20 protein-coding genes are annotated in these 21670 nt (G+C 70.0%); 10 read left to right on the forward strand and 10 right to left on the reverse strand.

From position 1 onward, the window contains the following. The first annotated feature begins 44 nt into the window (after positions 1-44). From pcaF to AC1RN5_RS03340, 7 genes are all read left to right on the forward strand, one after another. Entirely contained in the window at positions 45-1253 is a 1209-nt protein-coding gene (gene pcaF, locus AC1RN5_RS03310; RefSeq protein ID WP_493039838.1) for a 3-oxoadipyl-CoA thiolase, read from the forward strand. Beyond that, positions 1250-1867 (forward strand): hypothetical protein, encoded by a 618-nt coding sequence (locus tag AC1RN5_RS03315; protein WP_493039839.1) that lies wholly within the window; start codon positions 1250-1252, stop codon positions 1865-1867. Before pcaF ends, AC1RN5_RS03315 begins: the two co-directional genes overlap by 4 nt. Before the next feature lie 17 nt (positions 1868-1884). Beyond that, a complete protein-coding gene (locus AC1RN5_RS03320; RefSeq protein WP_493039840.1) occupies positions 1885-3033 on the forward strand; it encodes an acyl-CoA dehydrogenase family protein in 1149 nt (382 codons plus the stop codon). Positions 3034-3035: 2 nt separating this feature from the next. After that, positions 3036-3350, forward strand: a complete 315-nt coding sequence (locus AC1RN5_RS03325; protein WP_493039841.1) for a DUF3253 domain-containing protein — start codon at positions 3036-3038, stop codon at positions 3348-3350. A gap of 84 nt (positions 3351-3434) precedes the next feature. Continuing rightward, positions 3435-4019, forward strand: coding sequence for a uracil-DNA glycosylase family protein (locus AC1RN5_RS03330; RefSeq protein ID WP_493039842.1), 585 nt, complete (start codon positions 3435-3437; stop codon positions 4017-4019). Further along, positions 4016-5038: an alpha/beta hydrolase gene (locus AC1RN5_RS03335; RefSeq protein ID WP_493039843.1), complete on the forward strand. Its 1023-nt coding sequence runs from the start codon at positions 4016-4018 to the stop codon at positions 5036-5038. The genes AC1RN5_RS03330 and AC1RN5_RS03335 overlap by 4 nt, the downstream gene beginning before the upstream one ends. Before the next feature lie 60 nt (positions 5039-5098). Beyond that, entirely contained in the window at positions 5099-6175 is a 1077-nt protein-coding gene (locus tag AC1RN5_RS03340; RefSeq protein ID WP_493039844.1) for a Glu/Leu/Phe/Val dehydrogenase dimerization domain-containing protein, read from the forward strand. 28 nt (positions 6176-6203) lie between these two features. Here AC1RN5_RS03340 and AC1RN5_RS03345 read toward each other — a convergent pair whose 3' ends face one another. The 6 genes from AC1RN5_RS03345 to AC1RN5_RS03370 form a co-directional block, all read right to left on the reverse strand. Beyond that, complete coding sequence (locus AC1RN5_RS03345; RefSeq protein ID WP_493039845.1) at positions 6204-6473, reverse strand: hypothetical protein; 270 nt, start codon at positions 6471-6473, stop codon at positions 6204-6206. Further along, the gene (locus AC1RN5_RS03350) at positions 6473-7915 is read right to left on the reverse strand and encodes a radical SAM protein (RefSeq protein ID WP_493039846.1); all 1443 of its coding nucleotides are present in this window, start codon (positions 7913-7915) and stop codon (positions 6473-6475) included. The genes AC1RN5_RS03345 and AC1RN5_RS03350 overlap by 1 nt, the downstream gene beginning before the upstream one ends. Further along, positions 7821-8591: a prolipoprotein diacylglyceryl transferase gene (locus AC1RN5_RS03355; RefSeq protein ID WP_493039847.1), complete on the reverse strand. Its 771-nt coding sequence runs from the start codon at positions 8589-8591 to the stop codon at positions 7821-7823. Before AC1RN5_RS03355 ends, AC1RN5_RS03350 begins: the two co-directional genes overlap by 95 nt. Positions 8592-8610: 19 nt before the next feature. Further along, positions 8611-9948 (reverse strand): MFS transporter, encoded by a 1338-nt coding sequence (locus AC1RN5_RS03360; RefSeq protein WP_493039848.1) that lies wholly within the window; start codon positions 9946-9948, stop codon positions 8611-8613. Positions 9949-10108: 160 nt separating this feature from the next. Then, positions 10109-11290 (reverse strand): MFS transporter, encoded by a 1182-nt coding sequence (locus tag AC1RN5_RS03365; protein WP_493039849.1) that lies wholly within the window; start codon positions 11288-11290, stop codon positions 10109-10111. A gap of 287 nt (positions 11291-11577) precedes the next feature. Then, a complete protein-coding gene (locus tag AC1RN5_RS03370) occupies positions 11578-12480 on the reverse strand; it encodes a transglutaminase family protein (RefSeq protein ID WP_493039850.1) in 903 nt (300 codons plus the stop codon). Between the two features lie 92 nt (positions 12481-12572). On the opposite strand from AC1RN5_RS03370, the gene AC1RN5_RS03375 reads away from it, so the two are divergent. The 3 genes from AC1RN5_RS03375 to AC1RN5_RS03385 are packed head-to-tail and all read left to right on the forward strand — an operon-like array spanning position 12573 to position 17452. Then, positions 12573-14738, forward strand: a complete 2166-nt coding sequence (locus AC1RN5_RS03375) for a transglycosylase domain-containing protein (protein ID WP_493039851.1) — start codon at positions 12573-12575, stop codon at positions 14736-14738. A gap of 60 nt (positions 14739-14798) precedes the next feature. Then, a complete protein-coding gene (locus tag AC1RN5_RS03380; protein ID WP_493039852.1) occupies positions 14799-16025 on the forward strand; it encodes a putative DNA modification/repair radical SAM protein in 1227 nt (408 codons plus the stop codon). Next, on the forward strand, positions 16025-17452 hold the full coding sequence (locus AC1RN5_RS03385; protein WP_493039853.1) for a UdgX family uracil-DNA binding protein: 1428 nt from the start codon (positions 16025-16027) through the stop codon (positions 17450-17452). Before AC1RN5_RS03380 ends, AC1RN5_RS03385 begins: the two co-directional genes overlap by 1 nt. Here the strand turns inward: AC1RN5_RS03385 and AC1RN5_RS03390 are convergent. The 4 genes from AC1RN5_RS03390 to AC1RN5_RS03405 all read right to left on the reverse strand — a co-directional run bounded on the left by AC1RN5_RS03390 (position 17424) and on the right by AC1RN5_RS03405 (position 21590). Continuing rightward, positions 17424-18593 (reverse strand): MFS transporter, encoded by a 1170-nt coding sequence (locus AC1RN5_RS03390; RefSeq protein WP_493039854.1) that lies wholly within the window; start codon positions 18591-18593, stop codon positions 17424-17426. The genes AC1RN5_RS03385 and AC1RN5_RS03390 overlap by 29 nt on opposite strands. Next, on the reverse strand, positions 18594-19250 hold the full coding sequence (locus AC1RN5_RS03395) for a TetR/AcrR family transcriptional regulator (protein WP_304698700.1): 657 nt from the start codon (positions 19248-19250) through the stop codon (positions 18594-18596). 73 nt (positions 19251-19323) lie between these two features. Beyond that, positions 19324-20508 carry a vWA domain-containing protein gene (locus AC1RN5_RS03400; RefSeq protein ID WP_493039855.1) on the reverse strand — a complete coding sequence of 395 codons (1185 nt, stop codon included), beginning with the start codon at positions 20506-20508 and terminating at the stop codon, positions 19324-19326. A gap of 92 nt (positions 20509-20600) precedes the next feature. After that, the gene (locus tag AC1RN5_RS03405) at positions 20601-21590 is read right to left on the reverse strand and encodes an aldo/keto reductase (RefSeq protein WP_493039856.1); all 990 of its coding nucleotides are present in this window, start codon (positions 21588-21590) and stop codon (positions 20601-20603) included. Between the last annotated feature and the right edge of the window lie 80 nt (positions 21591-21670).

The raw sequence follows: 21670 nt of genomic DNA on the forward strand, positions 1-21670 counted from the left end.
GAAGACGCGCCGCCGCAAGGCGACCTAAGTGGCGGAGAGAGATGATGCAAGGCCGGACTGTCTATCTGTGCGGGGGCCTGCGCAGCCCGATCGGCCGCTACGCCGGGGCGCTCGGCAAGGTCCGCGCCGACGACCTGGCCGCCCATCCTCTGAAGGCCCTGATGGCCGCCTATCCCAAGCTCGACTGGGGCCAGGTGGACGAGGTGATCTACGGCAACGTCAACCAGGCCGGCGAGGACAACCGCAATGTCGCCCGCATGGCCCTGCTGCTGGCGGGCCTGCCCGCCACTGTGCCCGGCCTGACCGTCAACCGCCTCTGCGCCTCCGGGTTGGACGCGGTGATCGCCGGCGCCCGCACCATCGCGGTGGGGGAGGCCGACCTGATCATCGCCGGCGGGGTGGAGAGCATGAGCCGCGCCCCCTTCGTCATGGCCAAGCCCGACACCGCCTTCTCCCGCACCCCGGAGATGTACGACACCACCATCGGCTGGCGCTTCGTGAACCCGCAGATGAAGAAGGAATACGGCGTCGACGCCATGCCGGAGACGGCCGAGAACGTCGCCACAGACTACCAGATCAACCGCGAGGACCAGGACGCCTTCGCCCAGCGCAGCCAGGCCCGCGTCGGCGCCGCCCGCGCCAAGGGCTTCTTCGACGGCGAGATCGCGCCGCTCACCATCAAGGACCGCAAGGGCGACGTCGTCGTCTCCGAGGACGAGCACCCGCGCCCCGACACCACGCTCGCCGCCCTGCAGGGCCTCAAGCCCATCGTCCGCGAGGGCGGCACGGTCACCGCCGGCAACGCGTCGGGCGTCAATGACGGCGCCGCGGCCCTGCTGCTGGCCTCCGCCGAGATGGTCCAGAAGCTGGGCCTCGAGCCCCTGGCCCGCATCGAGGGCGGCGCCTCGGCCGGCGTCGCGCCGCGCATCATGGGGGTCGGTCCGATCCCGGCGGTGGAGAAGCTCTGCGCCCGGCTGGGGATCAGCCCGCGGGACTTCGATGTCGTCGAGCTCAACGAGGCCTTCGCCGCACAGGCCCTGGCCTGCACCCGGTCCTGGGGCCTGGCCGACGACGCCGAACATGTGAACGCCCACGGCGGCGCCATCGCCATCGGCCATCCGCTGGGCGCTTCGGGCGCCCGCCTGGCGCTCACCGCCGCGCGTAGCCTGCACCGGTCGGGCGGCGAGCGGGCGCTCGCCACCATGTGCGTCGGTGTCGGCCAAGGCTCGGCCCTGGCGCTCGCCAAGGCATGATCCGTCCGCTGATCCTCGCCGCCGCCTTCCTGGCCCTGGCCGCTCCGGCGGCCGCCCAGGACGAGGTGGTCAAGACCGCGCCGGCGGCGTCTCCGCCCCTGGCCGGCGGCCCCGCAGCGCCCGCCGGGACCGCGCCCGCGCGGCCCACCGGTCGACCGCCCCTGGTGGCCGCCCTGATGGCGGCCGGCTTCGACCCCCACTCCAAGCTGATCGGCGAGAGCGTCCAGGTGATGTTCGGCCAGCGGGCCACCGTCCACTTGGCCGACGGCAAGCCGGTCCTGGACGCCGTGGAGATCGGCCGCCTCGACATGGCCCTGCCCGAGGGGACGCCGGACACCTACAAGCCCCTGGAGCCCGGCAAGGTCGCCTTCGCCGTCGATTCCTCGCCCGAGAAGCGGCAGTCCTTCCTGAAGATCTGGAACGGCTTGGGCCACGCCGTGGGTTACGAGGCCGAGCTCACCGCCATCCGCGGCGGCCAGCTGGCCAAGCGCAAGGCCCAGGTCTGCGCCGTGCCCGGCGGCAGCTCCAACTACGAGATCTGGTCGGATCCGGTGCTCGCCGTCACCCTGTCCCAGATCGCCGAAATCGCCGACGACAAGATCACCTGCAAGTAAGCCCCGAGAGAGACATCATGGCCCTCGACCTGGAAACCCGCGACCAGCTCATCGACACGGTGCGCCGGTTCGTCTCCGAACGCCTGCGGCCCCTGGAGGCCAAGGTCTCGGAGGAGGACGCCATGCCTCCGGAGCTGGTGACCGAGATGAAGGAGCTGGGCCTGTTCGGCCTCTCCATCCCCGCCGAGTACGGGGGTCTCGATCTCTCCATGGAGGACGAGTGCCTGGTGGCCGTGGAACTGGGGCGCACCAGCCCGGCCTTCCGCTCCACCTTCGGCACCAATGTGGGCATCGGCAGCCAGGGCCTGGTGATGTTCGGCACCGAGGCCCAGAAGGCCAAGTACCTGCCGGGCATCGCCTCGGGCGACATCATCACCTCCTTCGCGCTCACCGAGCCCGAGGCCGGCTCGGACTCCGCGGCGGTCCAGACCCGCGCCGTGCTGGATGGCGACTGCTACGTCCTGAACGGCACCAAGCGCTACATCACCAACGCCAACAAGGCCGACCTCTTCACGGTCATGACCCGGACCGACGCCACCAAGCCGGGCGCCGGCGGGGTCTCGGCCTTCCTGGTGGAGCGCAACCTGCCGGGCCTGTCCATCGGCAAGCCCGAGAAGAAGATGGGCCAGCAGGGGGCGCACATCTGCGACGTGATCTTCGACAATGTCCGGGTGCCGGTGGAGAACCGCCTGGGCCGGGAAGGGGAGGGGTTCAAGGTCGCCATGCAGGTGCTCGACCGCGGCCGCCTGCACATCTCGGCGGTCTGCGTCGGGGTCGCCGAGCGGCTGCTGGCCGACTGCGTGGCCTACGCCAACGAGCGCAAGCAGTTCGGCCAGCCCATCGCCGGCTTCCAGCTCATCCAGGGCATGATCGCCGACTCCAAGACCGAGTCCCTGGTGGCCAAGGCCATGGTCATGGAGACCGCCCGCAAGCGCGACGCCGGCGAGAGCGTCACCATGGAGGCCGCCGCCGCCAAGTACTTCGCTTCGGAGATGGTGGGCCGGGTGGCCGACCGGGCCGTGCAGATCTTCGGCGGGGCCGGCTATGTCGCCGACCACGGGATCGAGCGCTTCTATCGCGACGTGCGCATCTTCCGGATCTATGAAGGCACCAGCCAGATCCAGCAGGTGGTCATCGCCCGCGAAACCCTGAAAAGAGGCGGCTGACCATGAGCATCGACATGGAGGCCGTGATCCTCGAGATCGTCGGCAAGCTGCCCGCCGGCAAGTCGGTGTCCTCCGAGGAGGTGGCCCGCGCCGCCGAACCCGAGCGCTGGCAGCGCCTGACCGGCCACGTCCGCGCCACCGCCCGCGGCCTGGCCCGCCAGGGCCGCATCACCGTCCTGCGCCACAACAAGCCCGCCGATCCCGACACCTTCAAGGGCGTCTACCGCCTGCGCCTGCCCACCGAGGCCGAGCGCGCGGCGGCCCTGGCCAAGGCGGCCGAGGCGCCGGTGGTGGAAGCGCCGGACGAGGCGGAATAGCTCCAGATCCGCCCCTCCCGGCGAAGGAAGGGATGAGCGGTTTTGGGGGTGGCCGTCCGCGCGCGTCCAACCCACATAGCCCCCATGTCCCTCGACGCCATCCTCGCCGACATCGCCGCCTGCCGGGCCTGCGCCGGCGAGCTGCCGCACGCGCCGCGGCCGGTGGTGATGGTCAAGCCCCAGACCCGCCTGCTGATCGTCGGGCAGGCGCCCGGCCGCCGGGTGCATGAGAGCGGTCTGCCCTTCACCGATCCCTCCGGCGACCGGCTGCGGAGCTGGATGGGGATCGACGCCGAGACCTTCTACGGCCGGCCGGAGATCGGGGTCGCGGCCATGGCCTTCTGCTTTCCCGGGACCAGCCCCAAGGGCGTCGACTATCCGCCGCCGCCGCGCTGCGCTCAGCTGTGGCGGCCGCAACTGATGTCGGCCCTGCCGGAGATGGAGCTGACCCTGCTGGTGGGCGGCTACGCGCAAGACTGGGCCCTGGGCGGCCGCGCGAAGGAGAACATGACGCAGACCGTGCGGGCCTGGCGGGACTACCTGCCCCACTATCTCCCCATGCCCCACCCGTCCTGGCGCAACACCGGCTGGCTGAAGCGGAACCCCTGGTTCGAGGCCGAGGTTACGCCCTATCTTCGCCAAAGGGTCCAAGCCATTCTAGAGTCGTGAAGCGCCTCCTCGTCGCCCTCGCCGCCCTGATGCTGTCGGCCTGCACCCCCCTGATGGTGCAGCAGGCCGGCATGCCGCCGGCCGCCTTCTCGGGCCCCCGGCTGGAGGGCGACAGCTTCGTCTCCTTCGACGGAACCCGCCTGGGCCTCACCACCTGGGCGGCCAACACGCCGGAGCCCTGGGCGGTGATCATCGGCGTCCACGGCATGAACGACTATTCCAACGCCTTCCACCTGGCCGCGCCCTGGTGGGCCAGCCAGGGGGTGACCACCTACGCCTACGACCAGCGCGGCTTCGGCCGCTCCCCCCACCGCGGGGTCTGGGGCGGCGACGAGCTGATGGTGGAGGACCTGCGCACCATGGCCGCCGTGGTCCGCGCCAAGCACCCCAAGGCCATCGTCGTGGTGGCGGGCGAAAGCATGGGCGGCGCCGTCACCGTCCAGGCCTTCGCCTCCGACCGACCGCCCACCGCCGATCGGGTGGTGCTGCTCTCGCCGGCGGTCTGGGGCTGGTCGACCCAGCCCCTGCCCTACAAGACCACCCTGTGGTTCGCCGCCCGGCTGACGGGGTCGAAGGTCTATACGCCGCCGGAATGGCTCACCAAGCGTGTGGCCCCCACCGACAATCGCGAGGAGCTCATCGCCATGGGCCGGGATCCGCTGATGGTCTGGGGCGCGCGCTCCGACACCCTCTACGGCCTGGTGGCGATGATGGAGCGGGCCTGGCGGGAGACCGGCCAGATCAAGGTCCCGGCCCTCTATCTCTACGGCGCCCACGACGAGATCATCCCCAAGCGCCCGGCCTTCGAGGCCGCCAGCCGCCTGAAGCCCGGGGACCGCACCGCCTATTACGCCCAGGGCTGGCACCTGATGACCCGCGACCGCCAGGGCCCCAAGGTCTGGGCCGATATCCTCAGCTATGTCCGCGATCCCGACCAGCCCCTGCCGTCGGGCGCCCCGCCCATCCCCCGTCCGCGCCATCCCCGCGGCGGCCCCGCCACCACATCGGCGGGGTTGTGAGATGGATCACAGGGGCGTAGAGCCGGGTAAATCCTTCCCCACTTCGAGCCAGTTCTCAGCATGACCCTGTTCGATCACCCCGCCTTCGAGGGCCATGAGAGCGTCAACGCGTTCTTTGACGAGAAATCCGGCCTCAAGTGCATCATCGCGGTCCATTCCACCGCCCTGGGTCCGGCGGCGGGGGGCTGCCGCATGTGGCCCTACGCCAGCGCCGACCTGGCCCTGGAGGACGCCCTGCGGCTCTCACGCGCGATGTCCTACAAGAACGCCATGGCCGACATCCCCTTGGGCGGCGGCAAGGCCGTGATCATCGGCGACAGCCGCACCCAGAAGACCCCGGCCCTGTTCGAGGCCTTCGGCCGCGCGGTGGACTCCCTGGGGGGCCGCTACTGGACCGCCGAGGACGTCGGGGTCTCGGTGGCCGACCTGACCCACGCCCGGCGTCAGACCCGCTATGTCGCCGGCCTCGAGGGCCATCCCGCGGCCTCGGGCGATCCCTCGCCGGTGACCGCCGAGGGGATCTTCCGGGGCGTCAGGCTGAGCGTCCGCCGGGCGCTGAACCGTGACCTGGACGGCGTCACCGTGGCGATCCAGGGGGTCGGCCATGTCGGCGCCTATCTGGCCGACAAGCTGCACGCCGCCGGCGCCAGGCTGATCCTCACCGACACCAACGCCGAGGCCCTGCGCGCGGTGGCTGAGCGCACGGGCGCGAAGGTGGTCAGCCCTGCCGACATCTTCGAGGCCGACGCCGACGTCTTCGCCCCCTGCGCCCTGGGCGGCGCCATCAACGCCGAGACCCTGCCGCGCCTGCGGGCCGGGATCATCGCCGGCGGCGCCAACAATCAGCTGGCCAGCCCCGAGATCGGCCGCGCCCTGTTCGAGCGCGGCATGCTCTATGCCCCCGACTACGTCATCAACGGCGGCGGCATCATCAATGTGGCCGCCGAGATCGCCGCCCTGGAGGCCGGGACCAGCTTCGACCCCGCCTGGGTCGCCGCCAAGCTCGACCGCCTGATGGAGACCCTCGACGAGGTGCTGTCCCGCGCGGCGTCCGAGCGCCGCCCCACCCACGAGGTCGCCAACGAGATGGCCAAGGCCCGCATCGCCGCCGCGGCGCAGGCCAAGCTGGCCGCCTAGGGGTCTCCGCTCTCGAACGGGCTGGGGGCTAACCTTCGTTCCGAACGGGCTTGGGCCGCCGCAGCGCCTTGCCGCCGAAATAGAGCCCCACCCCCACCAGGATGGGCACGACGCCGGTGACCAGGGCCATGATCATCATGGCCACGCCATAGGCGTCGCCCTGACCGGCCCAGGCCACCAGGCCGATGCCGGCATAGCCGAGGGTGCACAGGCCGCTCAGCCCCGCCAACAGGACGCCCACCGCCATCAGGGCGCTCCCGATGAAGCGACGCGTCGTGTTGGGCGCTTGTTCCGCCATCAGATTCTCCCCTGTCCGCGCGCCAGGACGGACGCGCCCTCGGCGCCCGGGCGATAGAAGGTGTTGTAGGTGTCGAAGGGGATGATCCGCCCGTCCGGCTGCACGAAGTGGACGCAGGAGCGCTTCACGGTCCCGAGGTCGAAATTGTAGCGGTCCAAGAACTGCGAGATCACCACCCGGAAGGTGTGCTCATAGCCCAGATCCTGGGGCACGGCCGCCTCGGGCAGGCAGCAGAGCAGGGCGCCCAGCTTGTCGGAGGTGTCGCCCTGGGCCGTCGACAGCGACAGCAGGTCGAACACCTTCTGCTGCAGTTCCGGATAGGCCTCGAAGGTGACGGTGTTGGGGGCGGCGGCCACGAACAGCTCGCGCGGCAGCATGGCCGTCACCGGCTCGACCCGGTCACCGTTGCGCAGGCCGTATCCGATGCAGATCTGGTCGGGATTGCAGGGCAGGGGGATCAGGTCCTCCAGGGCGAAGACCCCGGCCTTGGCGATTTCGCGGCGGATCTCAGTGAGCACGATGCGGTGGGTCTTGGGATCGAAGCCGTCGTTGCGCCCGGCGTCCTGGATCGGCTGGAAGGTGACGCCGCGCACGCAGCGCCACTGCAGGGCATGGCGCACGATGTCGGCCACCTCGTGGTCGTTGACGCCCTTCTTCAGGGTCACCACCAGGGTGGTGGAGATGTTGTTGCGCTCCAGCGCCTCCAGGGCCTGCTGGCGGACACTGCGCAGGTCGGCGCCGCGCAGCTCCATCAGGGCGTCCCGCTGCAGGCTGTCGAACTGCAGATAGACCTCGAACCGGGGCATGAAGGCCGCCAGCTGCTCGGCGAAGCCGGCCTCGCGGGCGATGCGGATGCCATTGGTGTTGATCATCAGGTGGCGGATCGGCCGGGCCCGGGCGGCGGCCAGGATCTCGAAGAACTGCGGGTGCAGGGTCGGCTCGCCGCCGGAGATCTGCACCAGGTCCGGCTCCCCTTCGGAGGCCACCAGGATGTCGAACATCTTCTCGATTTCGGCGAGCGGCCGGTGCGCCTCCCGCTTGACGGAGGACTCGGCGAAACAGACCGGGCAGGACAGGTTGCAGGCCTCATTGACCTCGACGATGGCCAGGCAGGAGTGCTGCTCGTGGTCGGGGCAGAGGCCGCAGTCGAAGGGGCAGCCGTGGTCGGTGCGGGTCTGGACGTTCAACGGCCGGTCGCCGGGCTTCAGCCAGTCCTTCTGCGCCTTCCAGTAGCCGAGATCGTCGCTGATCAGGGTCTTCTGCACCCCGTGCTCACGGCAGCGCTTCAGGTAGAAGACGTTCTGGCCCTCGGAGATGATCTTGGCCGGGACCAGGGCCAGGCAGGTCTCACACAGGCTGGTGGTCTGGCCCTGGAACAGATAGGGCGCGCTCTTGCGCGAGACGCTCTGCGCGTCGGTCGCGCTGGTAGTAGACCCATCCATAAGCGACCAACCCCAGGCACAGAATATGGAAGAGGTTAAACGGCCCCACCAACCTGGGATAGGGCTTTAGGAACTCCCAGGCGAAGCGTTGCAGGCCGTACCAGCCGCACATGATGTAGAAGCCGCGCTTCATGGCCCAGGGCCGGCGCCGCGCCAGACCCTCCAGATAGACCGCCAGGAACAGGGCCATGGCCGCGCTCTCGTAGAGCTGCACCGGATGACGGGCGATCCCGTCGCCCAGGTCCACGGCCCAGGGGACTGTGGCGGGCGTCCCATAGGTCCCGTCGGCGAGGCCCGCGAACAGGCAGCCGAACCTCCCGATCACGACGCCCAGGGCGAAGGGGCCGACGAAGACCCCGCCGGTTGAGCCGGTGACGCCTCTGGCGAGCTTGTAGATCTCCACCCCTAGGATGGCCCCGGCCAGCGCGCCGACGACGCTGTGGGACAGGGCCGGGTGCGCGCCCTGCAGGCTGTTGACCGAGCCCAGCAGCCAGGCGGCGGGAATGGCCCCGGCGGCGAGGGCCGCGAAGTAGCCGCCATCCACCTTGCGCGCCAGCCGGTCGGCGGTCTCCCGCATCCGCCATCGATAGAGCGCGACGCTGAACGCCAGGCCCGAGAGCCAGGCGGTCAGGTCGAACAGGGTGTGCGCCCAGGGGGCGGTGGGAACCTCGATCATTCAGGTTCCGCCGCCTTCGCTAGAGCCGCGCCAGCCGCGCCGTCCGGGGTTCCTTGACGAAGGCCAGCAGGGTGGCCAGGGCCAGGCCCAGGAAGCCGATGGAGGTTCCGAACACCGCGGGATAGCCAAGCTGGTCGGCCATCACCCCGGCCACCAGCGGACCGATCGAGGCCATGATCCCCTCGGCCATGGAGGAGATGGCGATGCGCATCGGCATCTCCTCTCGACTGCCGAATTCCAGGATCATGGTCTGGGCGGCCATCATGTAGCCCGACTGCGAGCCGCCCAGGCCGAAGAAGGCCAGGAAGAAGGCCCAGGGCTGGTGCACGGTCATCAGCAGGATGGTGGAGGCCACCGAGATGGCCATCGACAGGATCAGCACCAGCTTGAAGCCGGTCTTGTCGCCCATATAGCCCCAGACCAGGTTGGAGATGGCGTCGGCGCCGATGAAGCACAGGCCCAGGACGCCCAGGAATGTGCCCGCCCCGACCGCCCCGTGGACGTCGCCGCTCACCGTCATCAGGTGGGTGACATAGATGGCGTAGAAGGGCGTCGCCGCCCGGCCCGCGGTGCCGGCCATCTGCATGACCAGGAACCAGGCGTAGCTCTTGTCGCCGAGGATGAGGCGCGGGAAGTCCTTCAGGCGGTCGCGGAACCCCGAACGCGCGGGCAGGTTCGGCGGCTCGGGCTCCTTGAGCAGCAATTGCAGGGCCCATAGGCCGCAGGTGGTGAGGAAGGCCGACAGGGCGAAGGTGGTGGAGTAGCCGTTGCCGAACAGGTCGGCCTTGATGATGTACTTGCCCGCCGCATAGGCCAGCGCCGCGGCGATCAGGGATCCGGTGGCGTTGCGCCAGGCCTGCAGCCGCCCGCGGCGGCTGAGCGGGATCACCTTGGCCATCAGGAAGCCGAACACCACCCGCTGCGTGCCCATGAACAGGCCAAACAGGAACATCAGCACCATCATGGCGATGACCAGGGGCTGGCCGTGCAGGAACCAGCCGGCCAGCGCCATGCCGACGATCTGCACGCGGGCCAGGCCGCCCATCCAGATGGCCGCCGGCATCACCTTCTTGCGGTGCTCGATCTGGGTCGCCCCGAACACCGGGGAGATCACGCTGCCCAGCTGTTGCAGGCCGAGCGCCAGGCCGACGATGGCGTTGGAGCCAGAAATCAGGTGCAGATAGGCGGGCAGGAAGGTGGGCGCGTTCACCAGCCGGAAGCCGGTCATGCCCAGCATGCCGTGCAGGTAGTTGCCGATATAGTTGCGCTTCAGATTGTCCCAGACGAACTTCTCATAGGCGGCTTCCTTGTCCGCCATGGTCTCGCCTTCGGGGGCGCCGGCCTCGCCGGTCGTCACCAGATCGTCCCTAATGATTTTCTCTTCCAATGCGTCCCGCCCGCGCGCGCAGGGGAGTGAAAAGCCGCGCAGGGCTCTCCCTTCATAAACGGATAAATTCAATCCCTTCGGTCTAGCAGAGTCCCCCGGGAGGGAAACCCCAAACCCTGGCCACGTGACATCACGTTCCGTCGGCGGCCCGGCGCAGCAGCATCAGGGCGCCGAAGGCCAGGACCGAGCCGGCCGCCATCGCCGCTAGGGCGAGGTTGGCCGAGCGGTCGATCATCAGGGCGAAGACGAAGGGCGACAGGGCCTGCAACAGCCGGGCGGGTACGTTCAGCACGCCGAGCCTGCGGCCGTAGTTGCGCTCCCCGAAGAGCGCCAGCGGCAGGGCGCCGCGCACGATGGTGAAGAGCCCGTTGCCCGCGCCGTAGAGGATGGTGAAGGGCGCCGCGGCGACGCCGCCCAGCGCGATCAGCAGCACCGCGCCGATGGGGAACAGCGACACGGCCACCCGTCCCGAGACCAGGGGGTGGATGCGTCGGACCAGGGCGAACTCCGCCAGCCGCGCGGCCACCTGGGCCGGCCCCACCAGGGCCGCGGCGCCGACCGCCGCGGCCGGGCTGACCCCCAGCGCGCCCAGCAGCGGCGGCAGGTGGGCCGACATGGCCGAGCCGATGGCCGCCAGCACTGCGAAGGCCGTGGCCATCAGGATCATCTTGGAAAGGTCGCCGGGAACCGGGGCGTCGCTCACCGGGGCGGCGTCGGCCGCGGGCTCGGGCTTCGGCGCCGGAGCATGGGGCAGGCTCAGGTGCAGGGGCAGGGCGATCAGCAGGTTCAGGGCCGCCCAGGCCAGGCAGGCGCCGCGCCACCCCACCTGATGCTCCAGCCAGGCCGTCAGCGGCCAGCCGATGGTGCTGGCGAAGCCGGCGATCAGGGTGACTCCGGTGATCGAGCGCCGGGCGTCGGCGCCGAACCAGCCCACCAGGCCGGCGAAGGCGATGTCGTAGAGTCCCGCCGACATGCCGAAGCCGATGACGAACCAGGCGGCGATCAGCACCGCCGGAGTCTGGGCGACCGCCAGGCCCACCAGGCCCGCGGCGAACAGCAGGCTGGCGGCGGTGAGCGGCAGGCGCCCGCCGCGACGGTCCACCAGCTTGCCGATCCGGGGGCCCGTCACCGCCTGCAGCAGCAGGGCGGCGGAAAAGGCCAGGAAGACGCCGGAGGTGGACATCCCCACATCGGCCGCCATGGGCTTGGCCAGGGTCGCGGGCAGGTAGGTGCTGCACGCATAGCCGATGGTCTGGGTCACCCCCAGGGTGAGGACCGCGCGGCGCGGGGTGAAGGTGGCGCGGTCGGTCAATGGCTCCGGGCTCCCCTCGCCAGATGGCGTCGGGGCCTAGCCTAGACGGAGTCGCGTGCTCCGTGGGCGGAGCAGACGCGGCGCCTCGGATCCGTGCCGGCTGAAGCCGACCTAATGGCCTGGCCGCGGCTGGAAGGAGCGCGGCTCCTTGGTCTTGACGGGCTTGGCCTCCGGGGTCCGCCCATGCTGGGGCCTGGGCGCGGACTTGGGGAAGCTGAAGTTGAGGGATGGGTCTTGCTGGTCGAAGCCTCGAGTCATGGGCTGTTCCTCCCGTACGCCACTGTCGCTCACGCCACGGCCATCTGTGTTTCAGCCGGGCGCACATCTACGTGAATCGAAAGCTCGCTGCGGCCCGGATCCCCCAGGATCACCCCGCTGACCGGGGTGGCCTCGGCCGGGGTGCGGCTGACCGCAACCGGGATCAGGTCGGCGGATTCCGCCAGGCCGTTGGTGGGGTCGAACTCCATCCAGCCGAGGTCCGGCAGGAAAACCTCGCACCAGGCGTGGGTCGCCCCGGCGCCCCGGACGCTGGAATGGCGCGGCGAGTAGAGATAGCCGGTGACGAAGCGCGCGGCGTAGCCCAGCCGCCGCAGGGCCTCCACCATCAGCCAGGCGAAGTCGCGGCAGGTGCCCGAGCCCATGGTGACGGTGAAGTCAGGCGACTGCACCCCCTCCTCGTCGCGCCTGCGATAGTCGAAGTGCTGGTGGATGTAGCGGTTCAGCCGCTGCAGGAAATCGAGCGCCGGCTCATAGGTCCCGCCGGCCTGGGCCCGCACCCAGTCCAGCAGCATGCCGTTGGGATCGTCGGTGGCCGGGTCGATGAAGGGGTCCAGCACCGTGCGGTCGCCGCGGTCGTAGACGATGGGCATGGCGGTGTGGGGATTGTCGATCCGCAGCGGCGCCAGGGGGGCGGGGAAGCGCTCGATGGTGAGCTCGCTGACCACCCACAGTTCGGTGGACCGGCCCTGGGGCGTCATCAGGCAGACGCAGTTGCCCAGGGCGTCATAGACCCAGCGGGTGGAGGCCTGCTGCGAGAAGGTGAGGTGGGCCTCCACCACGCGGGTCGCGTGGCTGTCGCGTGGACGCAGCAGCAGGCGGTGCAGGCCAAAGCCCACCGGCCGCTCGTAGAGGTAGCGGGTCTCGTGACGGATGGTCAGGCGCGCCATGGCGGAGGGGAAACCGTCCAGCACGGCGCCGGTTCCCCGCGGCCAAGCTTGGCTCGCGGCGGGCTTGTGCTATTGACGCCGCTCTTCCGGGCCTCCGCCCGATGGGCGCTTTCCGAATGTCCGACCCCGAGGCCGATCCGTCGTCCCCCGAGCCCCCCGTCGATCCCTCGGCGGAGCCCGTGGCTGACCTGGACGCGGCGGACGAAACGGGGAACCCCGCCGAGCCCGAGCCCGAGCCCGAGCCCGAGCCCGAGCCCGAGCCCGAGCCCGAGCCCGAGCCGGACCTTGCGGCCCAGGCGGAGCCGACGGTCGAGTCTGAACCGGCCCCGCCGCCCCCGCCGCCCGCCGACCTCCCGCCCGCGGCGCTTGAGCCGACGCCGCTGTGGATGCGACGGCCGTGGCAGATCGGCGCCGGGGTCGCGGCCCTGTTCGTCGTCCTGATGATCTGGCTGATCGGCTCCCTGCCGCTGGGCCGGGCCCTGGAGCCCCTGGACAACCCGACCCTGGTCCTGGTGGCCGCCGACGGCGCCCCCATCGCCCGACGCGGCTCCTACAAGGAAGCCCCGGTCGAGGTCGCCAAGCTGCCGAAATACGTGCCCGGCGCCTTCATCGCCATCGAGGACCGGCGCTTCTACCGGCACTTCGGCATCGATCCCCGGGCCATCGCCCGGGCCATGAACGCCAACGCCAAGGCCGGCGGCGTGGCCGAGGGCGGCTCCACCATCACCCAGCAGCTGGCCAAGAACGCCTTCCTGTCCAACAAGCGGACCCTGCGCCGCAAGGTGCAGGAGGCGATGATCGCCCTCTATCTGGAGGCCCGGCTCTCCAAGGACGAGATCCTCTCGCGCTATCTGTCCTCGGTCTATTTCGGCGACGGCGCCTTTGGCCTGCGCGCCGCGGCCCGGCACTATTTCGACAAGACTCCCGAGACCCTCTCCATCGGCGAGGCCGCCATGCTGGCCGGCATGGTCAAGGCGCCCTCGCGCCTGGCCCCCACCGAGAACCTGAAGGGCGCCCGCGAGCGGATGCGGATCGTGCTCGGCGCCATGGCCGACACCGGGGTCATCACCAAGGCCCAGGCCCGCCGCGCCGCGCGCGGGGTCAGCGTCCACGCCGGCCGCAAGAAGCTGCCCACGGGCTCCTACTTCGCCGACTGGGTGATCCCCCAGGCCAAGGAGGTGTTCGAGGCCAGCTACGGCGAGACGGTGGTGCGCACCACCCTGGACACCAACCTCCAGGCCCAGGCCGAGAAGATCTTGGCCCGCTACCTGGACCGCGATGGCAGGGGGCTGGGCGCGAGCCAGGGCGCCCTGGTGGCCATGCGCACAGATGGCCGGGTGGTCGCCATGGTGGGGGGGCGCGACTACAAGGTCAGCCAGTTCAACCGCGCCGACGCCGCCCGCCAGCCGGGCTCGGCCTTCAAGCTGTTCGTCTATCTCGCCGCCCTGCGCGAGGGCTGGACCCCCACCAGCCCGATCCTCGACGCCCCGGTCGATGTGGCCGGCTGGAGCCCGAAGAACCACGAGGGCAAGTACGCCGGCCGCGTGGTGCCCCTGATCACCGCCTTCGCCGGCTCCTCCAACGTGGCCGCCGTGCGCCTGGCCCAGCAGGTGGGTCGCGACGACATCGTCCGCACCGCCCGCGATCTCGGCGTCACCGAGCCGATCCCCAAGGACCTCACCCTCGCGCTGGGCACCGGTCCCATGAGCCTGGTCCAGCTCACCGCCGCCTATGCCGCCATCGACGCCGGCGAGGCTCCGGTGGTCGCCCACGGCCTGGCCGACTGGAAGAAGCCCAAGACCGTGCACAAGCTCGGCAAGGCCGAACTGGCCGGCATGCGCGACCTGCTGCGCTCGGCCACCCAGCGCGGCACTGGCGTCGAGGCGGCCATCCCCGGCGCCTTCGGCAAGACCGGCACCACCCAGGATTACCGTGACGCCCTGTTCGTCGGCTATGTGGGCGACCTGGTGGTTGGCGTCTGGGTCGGCAACGACGACAACAGCCCCATGCGCGGCGTGGTGGGCGGCGGCCTTCCGGCCAAGATCTGGAAAGAATTCGCCTCCTACGCCGTGGCCCGCAGCGCCCCCAAGGCCGCCCTGGTGGAGGCGCCGCCGGTGGAGACCGAGGATCTGGCGGTGCCGGAATTGCCGGCTGACGGGACCGTGCCGGAAGGGACGGAAGCGCCGACCCCTGCGGCTCCCGCCGAGGCGCCGCCCGCGCCCTCAGCCCCGGCCGCGGAACCGGCTCCGGCGCCGCCATCCACGGACACGCCAAAGCTCTAGCCCGCAGATTCACCGGCGGCTCAGCTTGTAAGAACAAAACTAGAACATTAGGGTCATCGCATGGTGGCCCTGACCCTGAAGCGCAAACTCGAAATCCTCTCCGACGCCGCCAAGTACGACGCCTCCTGCGCCTCGTCGGGGACGGTGACGCGGGACTCCGTGGGCGGGAAGGGGGTGGGGTCCACCGACGGGGGCATGGGCATCTGCCACGCCTATGCGCCGGACGGCCGCTGCATCAGCCTGCTGAAGATCCTGCTGACCAACTTCTGCGTCTATGACTGCGCCTATTGCGTGAACCGGGTGTCCTCCAACACCCCGCGCGCCCGGTTCAGTGTGGCCGAGGTCGTCGACCTGACCCTGGGCTTCTACAAGCGCAACTATATCGAGGGCCTGTTCCTCTCCTCGGGGATCATCCGCAGCGGCGACTACACCATGGAGGAGATGGTCCGGGTGGCGAAGGCCCTGCGCCTGGACCACGACTTCCGGGGCTACATCCACCTCAAGGTGATCCCCGAGGCCTCGCCGGCCCTGGTCAATGAGGCGGCCCTCTACGCCGACCGCATCTCCATCAATGTGGAGCTGCCCCGCGACGCCAGTCTCGCCGACCTCGCCCCCGAGAAGGACGCCGTCGGCATCAAGAAGGCCATGGGCCGCGTGCGCCTCGGCATCGACCAGACCAAGGAGAAGGCGATCAAGACCAAGCCGCCCAGGTTCGCGCCCGCCGGCCAGTCGACCCAGATGATCGTCGGCGCCGACGCCGCCACCGACGGCGAGATCCTGGCCAGGAGCGCGGGCCTCTACGGCGCCTACGGCATGCGCCGGGTCTACTACTCGGCCTACAGCCCGATCCCCGACGCCACCTCCAGGCTGCCCCCGGTCCGCCCGCCCCTGATGCGCGAGCACCGCCTCTACCAGGCCGACTGGCTGATGCGCTTCTACGGCTTCACCCACGACGAGATCACCGTGGAGGGCGTCGATCTGGACCTCGACATCGACCCCAAGCTGGCCTGGGCCTTGCGTAACCGCGGCGACTTTCCGGTCGACCTCAACACCGCCGAGCGCGAGGCCATGCTGCGGGTCCCGGGCCTGGGGGTGCGCAGCGTCGAGCGGATGATCGACATCCGCCGCTACAAGCAGCTGACCCTGGAGGACGTGAAGCGTCTGACCCGCCGGCTCGACAAGCTGAAGCCCTTCATCGTCACCGCCGACTGGCGGCCCGGCGCATTGACCGACAAGGCCGACCTGCGCGCCCGCCTGGCGCCACCGCAGCAACTGAGCCTGTTCTGATGCGCGTCGTGCGGCTGGCCTCCGAGATCGACTTCGCCGGCTGGCGCGAGGCCGCGCGCGCCCTGCGCGGCCAGGGCGTAGCGCCCGAGACCGTCATCTGGACCGTGGACGGGGAGGGCGACCTGTTCGCCGATCCCGAACCCCTGGCGGCGCCCGGCCCCGGCGGCTTCACCGTCAGCCGCGAGTTCCTGGAACTGGCCGAGGAAGTCATCCTGCACCGGTCGGCCGAGCGGTTCGCCCTGCTTTACCGGCTGCTCTGGCGCCTGGCCGCCGAGCCCAATCTGCTGCGCATCGCCACCGATCCCGACGTCGCCCGCGCCAACGACCTGGCCCGCCAGGTCAGCAAGGCGGCCCACAAGATGAAGGCCTTCGTTCGCTTCCGGATCGTCAGCCCCGATCCGGAGACCTACGCCGCCTGGTTCGAGCCGGCCCACCGGGTCACCGAGGCCGTCGCCCCCTTCTTCGCCCGCCGCTTCGCCAACATGGCCTGGTCGATCCTGACGCCGGACGTCTGCGTCCACTGGAACGGCGCGCAGCTGGCGGCGACCCCCGGCGCCGATCCCGCCGACGCCCCGGCCGAGGACGCCCTGGAGGACTACTGGCGCACCTACTACGCCTCGATCTTCAATCCGGCCCGCCTGAAGGTCGACGCCATGACCAAGGAGATGCCAAAGCGCTACTGGCGGAACCTGCCCGAAGCGCGCCTCATTCCAGATCTGATCGCCGCCGCCGAAGGCCGTACGAACCTCATGGTCGCCAAGCCCCCCACCGAACCCTCCCGCCGGGTCGTCCGCGCCGTGGCCCGCGCCAGCCGCGACGCCGCCTATGACGGCATGGCGCTGCAGAGCCTGGAGGAGGTGGCAGCCGGCGTGGACGCTTGCCGCCGCTGCCCGCTCTATCGCGAGGCGACCCAGGGCGTTTCCGGCGAAGGTCCCGGCCACGCCCGCCTGATGCTGGTGGGGGAGCAGCCCGGCGACCAGGAGGACCTGGCCGGCCGCCCCTTCGTCGGGCCCGCCGGCCAGGTGCTGGACAGGGCCCTGGCCGAGGCCGGCGCGCCGCGGGCCGAGACCTATGTCACCAACGCCGTGAAGCACTTCAAGCACGAGCTGCGGGGCAAGCGCCGCATCCACCAGACCCCCAACCCGTCGGAGGTCACCGCCTGCCGCTGGTGGCTGGACGCCGAGCGCCGGCTGGTCCGGCCCCGGGTGGTGGTGGCCCTGGGGGCGACCGCGGCCCTGTCGGTGTTCGGCAAGGCCATGCCGATCGGCAAGAACCGGGGCCTCGCCCTCCAGCTGCCGGACCAGTCCCAGGGCGTGGTGACCTACCATCCCTCCTACCTGCTGCGGATTCCCGACGCCGAGGCGAAGGCGGCGGCCTACGCCCTGTTCGTGCAGGACCTCAGATTTGCGTGGGGGCTGGCGGCCTGAGCCGGATCCAGGCCAAGGCGCCCACCCCGATCAGGGCGATCGCCCCGCCGCAGGCGAGGAAGGCCATGCGATAGGAGGCGCCCTGGGCCAAGGCGCCGAAGGCCATCAGCATGCCGGTCATGGTCACCTGGCCCGAGAAGCTCTTCACCGCGGCGATGGTGGCCCGGGTCTCGGTGGGGATGGCGTCGTGCAGCCGGGCGTCGAAATTGACGTCGACGATCTTGAACAGGCCGCACAGGGGTACGATCAGGGCTACCGACCAGGGCCGCATGGATCCCGCCGCCGCCAGCAGCAGCAGGCCGATCAGGGCGAACAGGCCGAAGAAGACCGGGGTGGCCGCCCCCCGCAGCCGATGGGCCCAGAGGGCGCCGCCGGCCTGGGCGGCGCTGATGGCGGCGACGAACAGGGCCACGCTGGAGGCGGGCAGGCCGGTTTGCGACCCGAAGATCGGCCAGAACCCCTCGAGCCCGCCGCCGAAGGCGTTGCTCAAGGCGGCGAAGGCGATGAAGCCCACGATCAGCGGCGCCCCGGCCACGGTGTGGAAGCCCTGCTTGAGCAGGGCCAGGTAGTGGCGCCCGACCCTCAGGGTCTGGCGGGCGCGGGGCAGGGCCAGGGCGGCCGCCGCCGCGCCCAGCACGCAGACGATGCTCGCCAGCAGGATGGCCGTGTAGCCGAACCGCACCGTCACCGAGGCGCTGAGCGAGGCCAGCAGCACGGCGACGAAGCCCACCCCCTGGGCGCGGCCAATGACGCGGGAATAGTCCTCCGCCCGGCCCTCGCCGTGCAGCTCGTCATAGACCAGGGCCTCGAACACACCGTTGGTGAAGGCGCTCTTGGCCCCCCACAGCACCATGCCCAGCAGGCAGCCGGCGAAACTGGGCCAGACGATCCAGGCGGCGAAGCCGATCACCCGCAGGATCTGGGCCCCGGCCAGGATCCAGCGTCGCGACCAGCGGTCGGCCAGGACGCCGGAGGGGATCTGCAGCAGGAAGGCGGTGATCGACCAGGCCATCAGGGTGGCCGAGACCTGCACCGGCGTCAGGCCGCGGGCGACGAACATCACCGTATAGAGGGGGTAGATCAGGACGAAGGCGTCCAGCGCCTTGAAGGCGTAGACCCGCCCGACGAAGGGTCTGGCCACCTAGGCCAGGAAGCCGGCCTCGGCGAAGTCGAGCATCCGCTTCAGCAGGCCGTCGATGTCGCTCTCGCGGGTGGCGCCGTCCGACAGCACGTGCAGGCGGTCGAACTCGGCGAAGCGGTTGTTGTGGACCATGCCCAGGCAGAAGTGCAGCCGCCAGTAGACGCTCTCCCGGGGCAGGTCGGGGCGGGCGGCGATCAGGGCGTCGGCGAAACGGGCCAGGTGGGAGACGTCGTTGGTGAGCGCCTCGCGCATCTCCGCGGTGCCCTCGCTGCGCGAGCGGATGATGAACTGGACCGAGATGCGCCGGTCGTTCTCCGGCGAGGCCCAGCGCAGGGGCGGGGCGAACAGGGCCTCGAGGATGTCGCGCACCGGCGGCTTGCCGTTGTGGCGGTCGCGGGCCTCGTGCAGCATCCGAGCCCGTTCGCGGTTCAGCTCGGCGGTGCGCCGGCGGAAGATCTCGAACAGCAGGGCGTCCTTGGACCCGAAATGATAGTTCACCGAGGCGAGATTGACCCCGGCTTCGGCGGTGATGTCGCGCACCGAGACGTTCTGGAAGCCGTGCAGCGCGAACAGCCGCTCAGCGGCGGCGAAGACCGCGGCCTTGGTGGCGGCCTCGTTGGGCGGGTCCGGGTCGTTGGCCGGCACGGGGTCGGTCACAGGCGAATCCTTCACGGTTGCCGGCAGCTTAACAGGCTCGCGTCGGTCGCAAACGATTGTCCGCGTGCGACCTTTAGCGCGACAGCTCCCGCATGGCCTTGTCGAGCCCCTCGATGGTCAGGGGATACATCCGGTCGCCGACCAGCTGCTTCATGACCTCGATGGAGGGGGTGTAGTCCCAGTGCCGTTCGGCGGTGGGGTTCAGCCAGACCATGTTCTCGTAGATATTGGCCACCCGATCCATCCAGACCGCGCCGGCCTCCTCGTTCCAGTGCTCCACCGAGCCGCCCGGATAGGTGATCTCGTAGGGGCTCATGGTGGCGTCGCCGACGAAGATCACCTTGTAGTCGTGGCTGAACTTGTGGAGCACGTCCCAGGTGTTCAGCTTCTCGGCGTGGCGACGACGATTGTCCTTCCACACGCTCTCATAGAGGCAGTTGTGGAAGTAGTAGAACTCCATGTTCTTGAACTCCGACCGCGCGGCGGAGAACAGCTCCTCACAGACCTTGATGTGGCTGTCCATGGAGCCGCCGATGTCGAAGAAGATCAGGACGCTGATCTTGTTGCGGCGCTCGGCGCGCAGATTGATGTCCAGATAGCCCTTCTCCGCGGTGCCGCGGATGGTGGCGTTCATGTCCAGCTCTTCGGGGGCGCCCTCGCGGACCCATTTGCGCAGGCGGCGCAGGGCGACCTTGATATTTCGGGTGCCGAGCTCGACGGAGTCGTCGAGGTTCTTGTACTCGCGCTTGTCCCAGACCTTGATCGCCTTGCCGTGACGGCCCTTCTCCTGGCCGATGCGGACGCCCTCGGGATGGTAGCCGTTGGCGCCGAAGGGCGAGTCGCCCTTGGGACCCTGGCCGCCCTTGCCCTCGTCGCCTTCGCCCTTGCCTTCCTTGGCGTCCTTCATGCGCTGGGCCAGCGCCTCCATCAGCGCCTCGAAGCCGCCCATGGCCTCGATCTGCGCCTTCTCCTCATCGGTGAGGAACTGGTCCGACAGCTTCTTCAGCCACTCGGCCGGGATGTCGGAGACGCCGATCCCGTCGACCTTCTCCAGCCCCTTGAAGACGTGGCTGAAGACCTGGTCGAAGCGGTCGAGATTCTTCTCGTCCTTCACCAGGGCCGAGCGCGACAGGTAGTAGAACTCGTCCACCGACCGGTTGATGACCACCTTGTCGAGCGCCTCCATGAGCATGAGGTACTCTTTCAGCGTCACCGGGACCTTGGCTTCCCGAAGCTCGGTGAAAAAGCGCATGAACATGGCGGGCTTCCCTAATAGGGGGACGAACGATTGTTTGATCCCCGAAGATGGAGGCCCGCGCGCCTTATGTCCAGTATGGCGCGCGGTAGGGATCAGCGCTCGCTGTCGAGCATGGCCATCTGGGCCGAGGCGTAGCGGTCGCCCGCGGCGGCGCCCTTCGGGGCGGCGGTCTCGATGGCCGCCATGTCCGCCGGGGTAAGGACCACCTCCAAGGCGCCGAGGGCCTCGGTCAACCGGTCGCGGCGGCGGGCCCCGATCACCGGGACGATGTCGGTCCCTTTCGCCATGACCCAGGCGATGGCGATCTGGGCGACGCTGACGCCACGGGCCTCGGCCACGGCCCGCAAAGCCTCCACCAGGGCCAGGTTGCGGTCCAGGTTCTCGCCCTGGAAGCGCGGGCTGTGGGCGCGGAAGTCACCGGCGGCCAGGGCCTGCCTGGCCCAGTGGCCGCTGATCAGGCCGCGCGACAGCACGCCATAAGCGGTGATCCCGATCCCCAGTTCGCGGCAGGCCGGCAGGATGGCGTCCTCTATGCTCCGGGAGATCAGCGAGTACTCGATCTGCAGGTCGGCGATGGGGTGGACGGCGGCGGCGCGGCGGATCGTCTCGGCGCCGACTTCGGAGAGGCCGATGTGGCGGACATAGCCCGCCTTCACCAGCTCGGCGATGGCGCCGATGGTCTCCTCGATCGGCACGGCGGGATCGAGCCTCGCCGGGCGATAGATGTCGATGTGGTCGACCCCCAGACGCTTGAGGCTGTAGGCGACGGAGCTCTTCACCGCCTGCGGCCGGCCGTCGAAGCCCAGGAAGGCGCCGCCGGGGTCGCGCTGGGCGCCGAACTTCACGCTCAGCAGGACCCGGTCGCGGCGGCCCTTCAGGGCCTCGCTGATCAGCATCTCGTTGTGGCCCATGCCGTAGAAGTCGCCGGTGTCGATGAGGTTGATCCCGGCCTCCAGGGCCGCGTCGATGGTGGCCAGGCTCTCGGCGCGGTCGGAGGGACCATAGAGGTCCGACATGCCCATGGCGCCGAGGCCGAGGGCGGAGACCGTGGGGCCGGTGGTTCCGAGTTGGCGAGTGATCATGGGGCGCTCCTAGGTTGCCTGGAAGGTGTATGCGCTCAGGTCGATCGTGCGATAAGTCGAATATCTGCGAACAGACTGTG

It is taken from the genome of Phenylobacterium sp. GW821-FHT12F10, from assembly GCF_058806695.1.